Origin of the sequence: Pelomonas sp. V22 (assembly GCF_030014915.1) — a bacterium.
In the GTDB taxonomy this organism is placed as follows: domain Bacteria; phylum Pseudomonadota; class Gammaproteobacteria; order Burkholderiales; family Burkholderiaceae_C; genus JAUASW01.
Genome location: NZ_JAGIXS010000001.1, coordinates 1,438,450 through 1,450,243, shown reverse-complemented (window position 1 = coordinate 1,450,243; position 11,794 = coordinate 1,438,450). Strand labels below are relative to the sequence as shown.

Annotated in this window: 11 protein-coding genes; all 11 read left to right on the top strand. The window is 64.7% G+C overall.

Annotated elements, in window-relative coordinates:
- The first annotated feature begins 151 nt into the window (after positions 1-151).
- Positions 152-613: a type IV pilin protein gene (locus J7U46_RS06545; RefSeq protein ID WP_282824008.1), complete on the top strand. Its 462-nt coding sequence runs from the start codon at positions 152-154 to the stop codon at positions 611-613.
- Entirely contained in the window at positions 607-1,221 is a 615-nt protein-coding gene (locus tag J7U46_RS06540) for a GspH/FimT family pseudopilin (protein WP_282824007.1), read from the top strand. The genes J7U46_RS06545 and J7U46_RS06540 overlap by 7 nt, the downstream gene beginning before the upstream one ends.
- A gap of 7 nt (positions 1,222-1,228) precedes the next feature.
- Positions 1,229-1,651, top strand: coding sequence for a prepilin-type N-terminal cleavage/methylation domain-containing protein (locus J7U46_RS06535; protein WP_282824006.1), 423 nt, complete (start codon positions 1,229-1,231; stop codon positions 1,649-1,651).
- Complete coding sequence (locus tag J7U46_RS06530) at positions 1,648-2,811, top strand: PilW family protein (RefSeq protein ID WP_282824005.1); 1,164 nt, start codon at positions 1,648-1,650, stop codon at positions 2,809-2,811. The genes J7U46_RS06535 and J7U46_RS06530 overlap by 4 nt, the downstream gene beginning before the upstream one ends.
- An 8-nt stretch (positions 2,812-2,819) precedes the next feature.
- Complete coding sequence (locus J7U46_RS06525; protein WP_282824004.1) at positions 2,820-3,509, top strand: hypothetical protein; 690 nt, start codon at positions 2,820-2,822, stop codon at positions 3,507-3,509.
- Positions 3,510-3,543: 34 nt separating this feature from the next.
- Positions 3,544-8,109 carry a PilC/PilY family type IV pilus protein gene (locus tag J7U46_RS06520; RefSeq protein ID WP_282824003.1) on the top strand — a complete coding sequence of 1,522 codons (4,566 nt, stop codon included), beginning with the start codon at positions 3,544-3,546 and terminating at the stop codon, positions 8,107-8,109.
- A 65-nt stretch (positions 8,110-8,174) separates the two neighbouring features.
- Positions 8,175-8,729 (top strand): hypothetical protein, encoded by a 555-nt coding sequence (locus J7U46_RS06515; RefSeq protein WP_282824002.1) that lies wholly within the window; start codon positions 8,175-8,177, stop codon positions 8,727-8,729.
- A gap of 98 nt (positions 8,730-8,827) precedes the next feature.
- On the top strand, positions 8,828-9,667 hold the full coding sequence (locus J7U46_RS06510; RefSeq protein WP_282824001.1) for an ABC transporter ATP-binding protein: 840 nt from the start codon (positions 8,828-8,830) through the stop codon (positions 9,665-9,667).
- Positions 9,664-10,443 carry a lipid asymmetry maintenance ABC transporter permease subunit MlaE gene (mlaE, locus tag J7U46_RS06505; RefSeq protein ID WP_282824000.1) on the top strand — a complete coding sequence of 260 codons (780 nt, stop codon included), beginning with the start codon at positions 9,664-9,666 and terminating at the stop codon, positions 10,441-10,443. Before J7U46_RS06510 ends, mlaE begins: the two co-directional genes overlap by 4 nt.
- Positions 10,444-10,456: 13 nt before the next feature.
- Positions 10,457-10,948, top strand: a complete 492-nt coding sequence (gene mlaD / locus J7U46_RS06500; protein ID WP_282823999.1) for an outer membrane lipid asymmetry maintenance protein MlaD — start codon at positions 10,457-10,459, stop codon at positions 10,946-10,948.
- A complete protein-coding gene (locus J7U46_RS06495; protein WP_282823998.1) occupies positions 10,945-11,784 on the top strand; it encodes a VacJ family lipoprotein in 840 nt (279 codons plus the stop codon). Before mlaD ends, J7U46_RS06495 begins: the two co-directional genes overlap by 4 nt.
- The last annotated feature ends 10 nt before the right edge of the window (positions 11,785-11,794 follow it).

Here is an 11,794-nt window from a genome sequence, read left to right as displayed (position 1 = left end):
GTCCTTGCGCTCGTCGGCGGACCTCATTAATTTGCCAACTTTTGCAGGACATTGGGGCCGGCGGTGACCACAATGGCCCCAAAGGTCATGCCAGAGGGAACACTACGGCCCCACACCGTCGACCCAACGCATAGAAAGCACAGCCCCGACCATGAGCAAGCAAGCAGCATCCTTCAAGCCCGGCAAGAACGCGCGTCAGCAAGGCTTCACGCTGGTGGAGCTGATGATCGTCGTTGCCATCATCGGCATCCTCGCCGCCGTGGCCGTGCCTTCCTACAAGGACTATGTGCGTCGGAGCCAACTGCCCGAGGCCACTTCGGCCATGGCCACGCTGCGCATCAAGTTCGAGCAGTACTACCAGGACAACCGCAACTTCGGCACGGCAAGCTGCACGAACGGCGCGGTGGCCTTGGGTGGCGCTTCCAGGTTTACCATCACTTGCGAGCTCACCAACACGGGGCAAGGCTACGTGTTGACGGCCACCGGAGCGAGTGGACAGGCCGTCGGCCACGTCTACACGGTGAACCAGAGCAACGTCCAGGGCACCACGAAGTTCAAGGGCGAGACGGTTTCAGACAAGGCCTGCTGGCTGCTGAAGGGTGACGAATGCTGAGGCCGGCAGCGCAGCGCGGTTTCACGCTGATCGAGGTCATCGTGGTGATGGTGATCTTTGGCGTGCTGCTGGCTGTTGCCATGCCTCAGGCCAGCGAATGGATGCGCAACCTCAGGCTGCGCAACGCCGCCGAATCGATCAAGAACGGCCTGGACCTGGCCCGCATGGAAGCGCTCAAGCGCAATTCCAACGTGGGTTTCTGGATGGTCGAGGACAGCACGTCCAAGGTGCCGACCAATGCCTGTGATGTTTCCTCCAGTTCCGCGGCCTGGGTTGTCAGCGTTTCCAATCCCGGCGGCGAGTGCGGCGCCGATCCTTCGCTGACCACTGCGCCGCAGCTGGTGCAGCGGTCCACGGCTTCCGAGAATGCGGCAAACCTGTCGGTGAGTGCACTGTCGGCCACCGGTGCGGCTGCCAACCGGGTGATCTTCAATGGCCTGGGGCAGGTTCAGACCGTGGCCGGCTCCAGCAATATCCAGACGATAGATGTGCAGGCCAGCAGCGGCACGGCTCGACGCCTGCGCATCGTGATCGAAAGCGGTGGCGCGATCCGTACCTGCGATCGCGATGTCGCCGCCGAAGACGCGCGGGCCTGCCCCGCTTTGTGAGGTTCATATGCGAGCCCCCCTTCTCATCCCACGGCGCCCCCGCCCCCAGCACGGCGTGGCCCTGATCGAGGCGATGATCGCCATCCTGATCTTCGCGTTTGGCATTCTGGGCCTGGTGGGCCTGCAGGCCGCCATGACCCAGGCCCAGACGACGGGCAAGATCAGAGCCGACGCCGCCAACCTGACGGCCGATCTGTTTGCCTTGGTGCAGACCGACCACGCCACCATGCTGAGCCAGTACAGCACGGCCAACTGCGCCGGCTACTCGCGCTGCAATGACTGGAAGCACAAGGTCGAGTCGGTCTTGCCGGGCGCCAACATCACAATGACTGCCACCGATGCGACGCGCACGGTGCAGGTGACGCTGTCCTGGCAGCAGGGGCAGGAACCGCGCAATCAATACACCTCAACCATGGTGTGGCAGCAATGAAGCAGCTTCTTGCAATCCGGTCCTACCGCCGCCAGGCGGGCTTCACCTTGGTGGAGCTGATGGTGGGCGTCGTGGTGGGCCTGCTGGCCACGCTGATGATCGCGAAGGTGCTGGGCCTGGCCGAAGGCCAGCGGCGCAGCGCCACCTCCGGCTCGGATGCCCAGGTCAGCGGAGGCCTCGCCATCTACACACTGGACCGCCAGCTCAAGATGGCGGGCTATGGCCTGACGGTGGAGGGCGCAGCCCTGGGGTGTAGCCTGTCTGGCACCTACGCCGGCGCAGTGCCTGCCGGCATGCCGGCCGTCTTGGCGCCGGTCCTGATCACGGCCGGTGCCGATGGTGCACCGGACACGATACGCCTGCTCTCCAGTTCCAAGGCGAGCTTCTCCCTGCCAGCCAAGCTGACGGCACCTTTCTATGACCCCAACGACGTGATCGGCGACAAGGCCCGCCGCATCGCCCTGACCTCTTCGCTGGGCATGAGCCAGAACGACCTGCTGGCCCTGGTCTATCAGGACAGCGTGCCGCCCGCTGCCAGGCGGGACTGCCAGTTGTTCCAGATCACGGCGACCCCGGGTCTGAAGGAAATCGCACGTCAGACTACGGGCTCGTGGAACTCCGCCGGCTTTCCCAGTGCCGTGGCGGGCGAGGGGGCTTTTGTGATCAATCTGGGCGTGTTGAACGACGTGACGTTCAGCGTCACTGCGGACTACCGGCTGCGACAGACGACGCGTGCATTGCGCGATCAGACTAGCGCCGACCAGGATCTGCAGTCCAACATCGTGGGTCTGACGGCCTTCTATGGCAAGGACACCAATGGCGACGACGTGGTCGACACCTTCAACAAGGACACGCCGACCAACAATGCTGAATGGATGCAGGTGCGGGCCGTGCGCCTGGCGCTGCTGGCTCGCAGCACGCAGTTCGAAAGTGAAGAAGTCACCAAGGTGGCGCCGAGCTGGGACGTGGGCACGTTTGCCACCGTGAGCGGCGCCGCGACCTGCGGAAGCAGCAAGTGCGTCGCGCTGAAGGCCGATGTGACCACCGACTGGAAGCACTATCGCTACAAGGTGTTCGAGCTGCTGGTTCCGCTGCGCAATCAACTCTGGCGTGCCGACTTCACCCAGTCGGCATCAGCCCCGCCCCTGCCGACTCCATGAGGCCCGACATGGCTCGTAGAACTCTCAGACATTCGATGAAGGCCGGTGTGCACCGCGTGCAGCGCGGCATCTCGCTGGTGTTTGCGCTGATGGGCCTGGTGGTCCTGACACTGGGCGCGGTTGCACTGCTTCGGTCGGTCGACACGGGCCTGATGGTGCTGGGCAATCTTGGCTTCAAGCAGGACTCGCTGGCCGCGGCCTCCATAGGCACCGAGAGCGCCATCAACTGGATTCAAGGTTCGACCATCGACACCTTGCAGAAGTCGCAGGCCGCACTCGGCTATTCGGCGGTGGCCATGCCCACGCTGGAAACCACAGGCCCGCGGGCCGACGCCGACCCGACCAGCAAGGCGGTGTTGGTCGACTGGCTGGGCAACAGTTGCGATGTGCCGGGCTTGAACGGCCGGACGGTGGATGTCTGCAACCTGCCAGGCTTCCTGCCGGATGTGGGCAACAACAAGATCCGCTACTACATCACCCGGCTGTGTGCCAACGAAGGCCTGCCCGACTCGTCGAACGATTGCGTCAAGCCCATCGTGCTGTCGGCAACGGGTTCGACGAGCCAGCGCGGCTCGCTGGGCTACGGTTCCAGCACCCGTTTTACCGACATCAGCCCGGGTACCTATTTCCGCATCATCACGCGGGTCGAAGGCGTCCGGGGTACGGTCAGCTTTACAGAGACCCTGGTCCATTTCTGAAACTGGCACACGAATCCAGATTCGAGAGGCAGTCATGAACGCAAGCAAACATCCCAACCCGCCGCGCCGCTTTCTGGCCCTGGCCCTTGGTCTGCTGACCACGGCCCTGCTGCCCGCGCAGGCTGGCACGACCGATATTGCCTCGGCGCCGCTTTTCACCACGAGCACCACCAAGGTCAAGCCCAACGTGATGTTCGTGCTGGACGATTCCGGCTCCATGGCCTGGGACTACATGCCGGACGACGCCAGGTTCGGCAGTTCCAACTACAACAGGGTCTACGGTCGCCGTGCCGCGCAGTGCAATGGCCTTGCCTTTGACTCGACCAAGGACTACGTCGTGCCGGTCAACGCTGCCGGCGCCGACCTGGGCAATGCCAGCCAGGACTTTCTCAGCGGCACCTATGTCGACACCGCGAGCTACCTGTCCAGCGGTGACGTCAACAACACCTCGAACAAGAACAAGCTGACGGGTACTACCAGCCTGAGCGTGGCCAGCAGCGGTTCGATCACGGTGACCGTGACCAGCGGTACCGTGCCGTACTACAGCACCAATGGCGGCATGATCGTCAGCCTGTTCGGCAGCACGGTGCCCGATTGGCGTGGGCGCTTCTCCTATCTCAGCAGCGCCTACATGATTGGCAAGGTCACGGGCTGGGACCCCAGTACCAAGCAATTGACGGTGGAACGTCTTCAATCCGTGGGTTCGGGCACGATAGACAACGTCTATGTCGGCGTCGGTTCCCCCATCGACAACGTCTACTACACCTACAGCGGCAGCAAGACCAAGCTCGACTACGTCTACACCGCTGCCGGTATCGATGTCGAAAAGGGCATCTACCCTGAATGCAGCGCGCCCATCGGCGACGCCGCTGGCAAGGGTGTGTTCACGGCCAACCTGGTGCTGCCCGGTTCAACCCATGCGAAGAACTACGCCAACTGGTACTACTACTACAGCACCCGCATCCGGATGATGAAGACCAGCCTGACCCGGGCGTTCTCGCCGCTGGATGAGCGGTACCGGATCGGCTTCATGACGATCAACGACAACACCGACGAAGGCATCCTGAACGTGCGGGACTTCGGTATCACTGGCACAGGTTCCGATGCCATCGACCAGAAGGACCTGTTCTATTCCCGCGTCAATGGCGCGATCGCCCGCAACGGCACGCCGCTGCGTGCGGCGCTGTCCAAGGCCGGCCTGTACTTCGCCAAGAAGATTGCTGGCCAGACCTACGACCCGGTGCAGTATTCCTGCCAGAAGAACTTCACGATCCTGTCGACCGATGGCTACTGGAACGGCAGCGCCGGCTACCAGCTCGATGGCACGACGGCCGTGGGTCAGCAGGACGGCGGCGCGACGGTTCGTCCGATGTTTGACGGTGGCAATGCCATCGTGAAGAAGGTGGAGACCTGGACCGAGACCTCCACGCTGGAGCGCACGACGATCACGCCGTACAGCAAGACCGACTCTGTGACGACGACTCGGAAGATCCCCGGGACCACCTTCCTTACCAAGACCTACACGCGAGGCACGCTCAGCTCCGACTCAGGGTTGACGATTTCTAGCATTAGCCGCAGTTGCAGCGGCAGCTACACCTGTACCGTCACTGTCACGACGAGCAGCAACCACAACATGTCTACCGGTGACAAGGCGATCATCACCGGGACCAGCATTGCGGCCTACAACAGCAGCACGCCGGTGACGATCACCAAGACCGGCAACAAGGTCTTCACCTACGTGATCTCGGGCAGCGGCGCAGCGCCCGGAACGCCGACCGTTTCCTCGGCAAAGATCGGCTACTCGCCAGGTGGCTGTCCCATGGGGCAAGGTGCTGTGACGCGGACCGAAGCGACCTACACCACCGGCATTCTTGACGTGAAGCGCACCGACACGGTCTGGGCATTCACGCGCACGCTGGTTCAGAACGTGGCGACAGCGACGCCCTACACCAGGACGGTCACGACCGTCGATGGCGTGCTGAGCTCGGACGTGACGACGACGGGCTCGCCGAGCACCAACACCAGCACCGTGTCCTCGACGGATTCCACGCCGGTGTCGGACACGCGATCGCCGGTCAATGGCACAGGCAATGGCAACAGCTACACAACCTCGCCGGTGACGAGCGGGTCCTACCCGGACGGCTGTGCCTCTTCGGCGCCTTCAACCACGACCACGACCACGACGCTGGCCGCGGAAGGCGCTCCCACAACGACAACTTCGGTGGCGCCCAGTTACACGGCGGGCACCTCGTCCGTGAGCAACGGACCGGCGGTCAATGTGGTGGGCGAGAAGACCACCACCACCTCCTCCACGGCGTCGACCGGCGGTTCCATGGACAGCCTGGCCGACGTGGCGATGTATTACTACCAGACTGACCTGCGCGACGATGGTCGAAGCAATTGCACGGGCGCACTGGGCCTCAGCGTTTGTGAGAACAACGTCAAGTCCGTAGGTGCCGACACGGCCGAGTGGCAGCACATGAGCACCTACACCCTGGGCCTCGGGGTGAATGGCCTGCTCAAGTACCGGTCCGACTACGACACCGCCGACACCGGCGACTTCAAGGCCATCAAGGGCGGCACGGCCAACTGGCCGGCGCCTTCGAGCGACGCCGTGGCCAATATCGACGACCTCTGGCATGCGGCGGTCAACGGGCGCGGGCGCTATTTCAGCGCGACGGATCCGACCACGCTGGCAGCCAGCCTGTCGTCTGCGTTGAGCTCTATCGATGCCGATACGGGCTCGTCTTCAGCAGCTGCGACCAGCACCTTGCAGCCGGTGGAAGGCGACAACGGCGTGTTCATCGCCCAGTTCCAGTCCGGCAACTGGACCGGTGACCTCAGGGCCTACGCGATGAATGTGAAGACCGGCGCGGTGCCGACGACGAAGCTCAATTCGGAAGGCAAGATAGTTGACGCTGCGGCATGGTCGGCAAGCGCCATGCTCAACGCGGCGAAGGTGGCGGCCCGCACGGTCTATTACTTCAAGGGTGGCACCGGTGCGACCGGATCGCTGCGCGCTTTCAACCTTGCCAATCTGACGGCCGACGGCATGAACGGCTACGTCGAGAATGCCTGTTCCAAGACGCCTGCGCTGACGCAGTGCGGAAGCGCTGGCACCACCATGCGGGACAGCCTGAACTCGGGCGCCAACATGGTCAGCTTCCTGCGAGGCGAGGTGCAGACGCAGTACCGCGTGCGCACCGCCGTGCTGGGCGACATCGTGAATTCATCGCCCGTCTACGTCGGCAAGCCCGGTTTCAGTTACACCGAGAACGCCTACGCCAGCTTCAAGTCGAGCAAGGCCTCGCGGGCCCCGACGCTCTATGTCGGCGCCAATGACGGCATGCTGCACGCCTTTGATGCTTCCAATGGTGATGAGCGCTGGGCCTACATTCCGCGCCTGGTGATGGACAAGCTGTACCGACTGGGCGATTCGGTCTACGAGTCCAAGCATCTGTACTACGTGGATGCCACCCCGGTGGTGGGCGATGTCTTTGTCGGGGGCGCCTGGAAGACCATCCTGGTCGGCGGGCTCAACGCCGGCGGCTCGGGCTACTACGCGCTGGACGTGACCGATCCGGCCAACCCTGTCGCGCTGTGGGAGTTCAATGACACCAACATGGGGCTGAGCTACGGCAACCCGGTCATCACCAAGCGCAAGGACGGCAAGTGGGTCGTGGCTTTCACCTCGGGCTACAACAATGCAGACGGTCTGGGCCATCTGTTTGTCGTCGATGCTGCCACCGGTGAAAAGCTGACCGACCTTTCGACCGGCATCGGCTCGGCTGGGGATCCGAGCGGCCTGAACAAGCTCAACGCCTGGATTGCGGCGGACAGCGACAACACCGCGCTGCGCTTCTATTCCGGTGACCTGAAGGGCAACATCTGGCGCTTCGACATCGACGGCAACCTGGAGCCCAAGAACAGTGCGCTGAAGCTGGGCCAGGCGATCAAGGATGGCGTGCCGCAGCCGATCACGACCACGCCTCAATTGGCCGAGATCGAGGCCAACGGCGGCAAGCATGCCGTGGTCTACATCGGCACGGGCCGCTACCTGGGCAAGACGGACGTGACGGACGCGCAGGTGCAGACCATCTACGCCGTCAAGGACGGCCTGGGTGCGACCGGGCTTGGTGACCTGCGCAGCACGGCGGCTGCTCTGGTGGCGCAGGAGATTGATGACCCCACGGGCAGCGTGCGCACGGTCAAGGAAGGTCATCCGGTCGACTGGAGCACGCAGAACGGCTGGTACCTGGACCTGCCCTCCACGCGGGAGCGCATCAATGTGGACATGCAACTGGCCTTCAGCATGCTGACCGCCGCGGGCAACATTCCCGGCAATACGGCAACGGACTGCGACAAAGCCCAGGACGGCACCTCCTATATCTACCAGCTGAGCGTGATCAGCGGCCGCGGCACGGCCAAGAAGCTGAGCTCCATGGTGGCGGGCCTGAGCACGGTGCAACTGGCCGACGGTACGGGCGTGACCGTCGTGACCAAGACCGACGCTTCGGCACCCGACCCGCTGACCGTGCCCCCTTCGTCGATGGCCAACGCCAAGGCACGCCGCAGCTCGTGGCGCGAGTTGATCGATTGAGCGAGGCCGGCTGGCGGCGCGCCCCCCTGCTGGTCTGCACAGGGCTGGCGGTGGGGGGGCACCTGATGCTGGCCTTGCTGGGCGGACGCGGCTCCGCCTCAGCCGCAGCGGTCGCGCCGGGCGCTCTGACGGTGCGTGTGGTGCAAGCCCCGCCTGCCCCCGCTCCCCTCGAGCTTCTGGCCGAACTTGCTCGGTCGGAGATCCCTGCAGCTGAGCCGGACCGCCGGGAGCCCCCGCTGAGCGTTTCTGCAGCAGCCAGCCAGCCTGAGCCGGCGCTGCTGATCCGTTTCGACGAAGCCGACTACCGCCCCCGTCGCGAGCTCACGGTGGCGCCCGTCCTGAAGGCCGACGTGCCGCTGGTCTGGCCTGAGGAGGGCGTGCTGGCGGGCCACTACAGCGACGTGGCCACACTGTTCATCGATGAGACCGGTCGGGTCCGCAAGCTGCGCTTCGAGGGCGAGGGCTTGCCGCCGCGTCTGCAGGACCAGGCCCGGGAGGCCTTCCTGGGCGCCAGCTTCAGCCCGGGCGAGCTGCAGGGGGTTCCGGTGAAATCGCGCATCCGTGTCCAGGTGGCGTTTGATGCGCCCGGACACGTCAGACGAGGTGGGTCAGGGCTGTGACAACGGCTGCCGGCGGGTATCAGGTGTTTCCCCTATGATGGCGCCTTCCGACTGTCGGCCCGCCGGGCTGGCACGCTTCGAGCTAAGCCCCAAGGCACATGGCCCCAACAACAATTCATCAGTCCACCCGGTCCGACCCGCCGCTGATTGAGCTCCGCAATGTCACCTGCGGATATGGCGGCCGTGTCATCCTCGAGAACGTCAATCTCACGGTGCAGCGCGGCGAGGTGCTGGCCCTGATCGGCACCTCTGGCGGCGGCAAGACCACCGTGCTGCGCCTGCTCGGCCGGCAGATCAAGCCCATCGCCGGCCAGGTGCTGTTCGACGGCCAGGACCTGGCGCCGCTGAATCTCGATCAGCTCTACGCCGTGCGTCGCCGCATGGGCATGCTGTTCCAGTTCGGTGCGCTGTTCACCGACCTCTCGGTGTTCGAGAACGTGGCCTTCCCGCTGCGCGAGCACACCCGGCTCAGCGAGACCATGATCCGTGACCTGGTCTTGATGAAGCTCAACGCCGTGGGCCTGCGCGGCTCGCGCGACCTGATGCCTTCCGAGATCTCCGGCGGCATGGCGCGGCGCGTGGCTCTGGCCCGTGCGATTGCGCTGGACCCCGACGTGGTGCTGTACGACGAGCCTTTCGCTGGGCTCGACCCGATCTCGCTGGGCGTGGCTGCCCGGCTGATCCGCGACCTGAACGATGCGCTGGGCCTGACCAGCATCATCGTCTCGCACGACTTGCACGAAACCTTCGAGATCGCCGACCGGGTGGCCATGGTGGCCAATGGCCGCGTGGTGGCGCAAGGCACGCCCGATGAGCTGCGCCACAGCGAGGATCCGCTGGTCAAGCAGTTCGTCGGCGCTGAGGCCGATGGCCCGGTGCGTTTCCATCAGCCGGCCGCGCCGGTCGCGGCCGATTTCGGCCTGGGAGTCACCGCATGATGGCGCTGTCCGCATCGATTGGCCTCGCGCTGCGCCAGAAACTGGCCGGCATCGGCTGGGGCGCGCGCTTGTTCGGCCAGATCCTCGCGCGCTCGCTGCAGGCGCTGCGGCGCTTCTCGCTGATCCGTGAGCAGGTCTTCTTCCTCGGCAATCGCTCGCTGTCCATCATCGGGGTCTCTGGCCTCTTCGTCGGTTTCGTGCTGGCTTTGCAGGGCTATTACACGCTGCAGCGCTACGGCTCGGCCGAGGCGGTGGGCCTGCTCGTTGCCTTGAGCCTGGTGCGCGAACTGGGGCCGGTGGTGACCGCATTGCTGTTCGCTGGCCGCGCTGGCACCTCGCTGACCGCCGAGATCGGCCTGATGAAGGCGGGCGAGCAATTGACGGCCATGGAGATGATGGCCGTCGATCCGCTGACCCGCGTGCTGTCGCCGCGTTTCTGGGGCGGCTTCATTGCGATGCCGCTGCTGGCGGCGGTGTTCTCGGCCGTGGGCGTGATCGGCGGCTGGCTGGTGGCCGTGCCGCTGATCGGCATCGACGGCGGTTCGTTCTGGTCGCAGATGCAAGGCGGGGTCGACGTGTTTGCCGATGTGGGCAACGGCGTGATCAAGAGCCTGGTCTTTGGTGTCACCGTGACCTTCGTCGCCCTGCAGCAGGGTTATGCATGCTCGCCCACGCCCGAAGGCGTGGCGCAGGCGACGACGCGCACGGTGGTGATTTCTTCTCTGGCGGTGCTGGCATTCGACTTCATGCTGACCGCCATGATGTTCTCGATCTGAGGGAGATAAAACAATGCAAGCCTCTCGCCATGACGCCTGGGTCGGCCTGTTCGTGCTGATCGGTGGTGCCGCGCTGCTGTTCCTGGCCCTGAAGGCCGGCAACCTGCTGAGCCTGAACTTCGACGAGACCTACCAGGTCACGGCCAAGTTCGACAACATCGGCGGTCTCAAGGCCCGCGCCGCTGTGAAGAGCGCCGGCGTGGTCGTCGGCCGCGTCGAATCGATCACTTTTGACGACAAGAGCTTCCAGGCCAAGGTCACGATGAACCTGAACAAGAACGTTCAGTTCCCGACCGACAGCTCGGCCAAGATCCTGACCGCCGGCCTCCTGGGCGAGCAGTACATCGGCCTGGAGCCTGGCGCCAGCGAGAAGAACCTCGTGGCCAAGGACCAGATCAAGGCCACGCAATCGGCCGTGGTGCTGGAGACCCTGATCGGCCAGTTCCTCAACAGCAAGGCCGCCGACATGGGTTCGGCGCCGGCACCGGCAGGGGACAAGAAGTGACCCTCGCACCCCAACCCCGCTGGCGCGCGCTGGTCTTTCTCTTGATGGCTTTGCTGCTGAGCGGCTGCGCCGTTCTGCGCGGGCCGAGCGCCGGCAAGAAGCTGGACCCGTTCGAGAATTGGAACCGCAAGGTCTTCAGCTTCAACGAGAAGCTGGACGAGGCCGTGCTCAAGCCGGTGGCCACGGGCTACAGCGAGATCGTGCCCGAGCCGATCCGCAAGTCGGTCGACAACTTCTTCGGCAATGTGGGCGATGGCTGGTCGGCGATCAACCTGTTCCTCCAGGGGCGCTTCAAGACCGGCATCCAGCAGACCATGCGCTTCGCGGTGAACACCACGCTGGGCCTGGGCGGCTTGCTCGACATCGGCAGCGAGGTGGGCCTGGAGCGCAACACCGAAGACCTGGGCAAGACCTTTGGCCGCTGGGGCTTCGGCACCGGCGCCTATATCGTCTGGCCGCTGTTCGGCCCCTCGTCGGTGCGCGACTCGCTGGCCATGCCCTGGGACCGCCTGGCCTCGCCGGCCCTGGCCTTCAACGATGGCCGCAGCAAGGTGTCCATCTATGTGTTGCAAACGGTCAATGCCCGCTCCAACTTCCTGCGCGCTGGCGAGATGCTCGATGGCATCGCGCTCGACAAGTACACCTTCATCCGCGACGCCTACCTGACCCGCCGCGGCAGCATCTCGCAGGATGATGATGACTTCGAGGTGCTGACGCCGGGCTCCCTCCCGGCCTCGGCACCGGCGTCCGCGCCGGAAGCACCGGCCTCCGCTGCATCAACTCCTGCCGCAGCGGCCCCTGCTGCCTCGGCAGCAGCTTCTTCACCGACCCTGTGAACCAAGCCCC

What these genes read in the sequence shown, in the direction of transcription:
- J7U46_RS06520 (WP_282824003.1), top strand. Translation starts at nt 3,544, where the DNA reads ATGAACGCAAGCAAACATCCCAACCCGCCGCGCCGCTTTCTGGCCCTG.
- J7U46_RS06540 (WP_282824007.1), top strand. Translation starts at nt 607, where the DNA reads ATGCTGAGGCCGGCAGCGCAGCGCGGTTTCACGCTGATCGAGGTCATC.
- J7U46_RS06510 (WP_282824001.1), top strand. Translation starts at nt 8,828, where the DNA reads ATGGCCCCAACAACAATTCATCAGTCCACCCGGTCCGACCCGCCGCTG.
- J7U46_RS06530 (WP_282824005.1), top strand. Translation starts at nt 1,648, where the DNA reads ATGAAGCAGCTTCTTGCAATCCGGTCCTACCGCCGCCAGGCGGGCTTC.
- J7U46_RS06525 (WP_282824004.1), top strand. Translation starts at nt 2,820, where the DNA reads ATGGCTCGTAGAACTCTCAGACATTCGATGAAGGCCGGTGTGCACCGC.
- J7U46_RS06545 (WP_282824008.1), top strand. Translation starts at nt 152, where the DNA reads ATGAGCAAGCAAGCAGCATCCTTCAAGCCCGGCAAGAACGCGCGTCAG.
- J7U46_RS06515 (WP_282824002.1), top strand. Translation starts at nt 8,175, where the DNA reads ATGCTGGCCTTGCTGGGCGGACGCGGCTCCGCCTCAGCCGCAGCGGTC.
- mlaE (WP_282824000.1), top strand. Translation starts at nt 9,664, where the DNA reads ATGATGGCGCTGTCCGCATCGATTGGCCTCGCGCTGCGCCAGAAACTG.
- mlaD (WP_282823999.1), top strand. Translation starts at nt 10,457, where the DNA reads ATGCAAGCCTCTCGCCATGACGCCTGGGTCGGCCTGTTCGTGCTGATC.
- J7U46_RS06535 (WP_282824006.1), top strand. Translation starts at nt 1,229, where the DNA reads ATGCGAGCCCCCCTTCTCATCCCACGGCGCCCCCGCCCCCAGCACGGC.